An 879-nucleotide genomic window follows, 5' to 3' on the forward strand; every position below is an offset into this window, starting at 1 on the left:
AGACTGGCGACCCCAGCCAAGAATCCGCCCCCGCTAGACGCCGTGTAGGCGCTCGGGTTGTTGCCGGCCGTCGGCCCTGACTTCCCGCCGAACAGACTGCCGAGTTGGCCGAAAATTCCGCCTATGTCGCCATCCTTGCCGTAGTCGCCGAACAGCTTCTTGGCGATGTTGGCCGCGGCAGCTTCGGTGCCCATGCGGAGCAGTAGCTGGGTGAAGTTCTTGCCGATGTCCTTGAAGTTGCCGTTCACGGCGTCGAACAGGGCATCACCGAGATAGCCCTGGATGTTGCGAGCCGCCTCCTTGGTGAACTCGTCAAGCTCGCTGATGGAGTCCTTGCCCTTCTTGCCAAGCTCCGTGAAGGCGTCCTGCGCCTGTTCCACGGCGCGCTTGTACGTGTCCCAATCGATCACGCCGTCACGCTGCAGATCGTTGAGGCGGCGAAGTTCAGCATTCAGGTTTTCTAGCGGTGTGCGGGTCTGCTCGAAAATGCGAATTCCCTCCTCGGACAAGGCACGCTGCGCTTCCATCACATCGTCGAGCGCATCCTGACGCTCCTTGAACAAGCGGGCTGCCTCCTTGTCCTGATCGATGACCTTGGCCTGAGCTAGGATCAGTTCCTCAAGCTGAGGCGTAAGTCCCTTGAAGCCCTTCTCGCGGATGTCGATCAGCGCCTTCTCTGCGGTGGTGAGATCGAGGGTTGTGATGTACTGATCCTGAAGACGCTTCAGGTACTGCTCGGCGTCGTTGATTTCCTTCTTGGTCTTTGGGTCGTCAGAGACCACTCCACGGTACTTAAGCTTCGGCTTTGGTGGATTCAACAATGAGGAGTTGATGCCGGCTTCAGCAGCAAGGCCAGCGACCGAACCAGTCGTCTGACCG

At 59.2% G+C, this 879-nt stretch carries 1 pseudogene; it reads right to left on the minus strand.

The window, feature by feature from the left end:
- Positions 1-879 (minus strand): annotated as a pseudogene (locus x551_RS26105) (hypothetical protein); the annotation flags it as partial.

The organism is Methylibium sp. T29 (assembly GCF_000576205.1).
In the GTDB taxonomy this organism is placed as follows: Bacteria; Pseudomonadota; Gammaproteobacteria; order Burkholderiales; family Burkholderiaceae_C; genus Methylibium; species Methylibium petroleiphilum.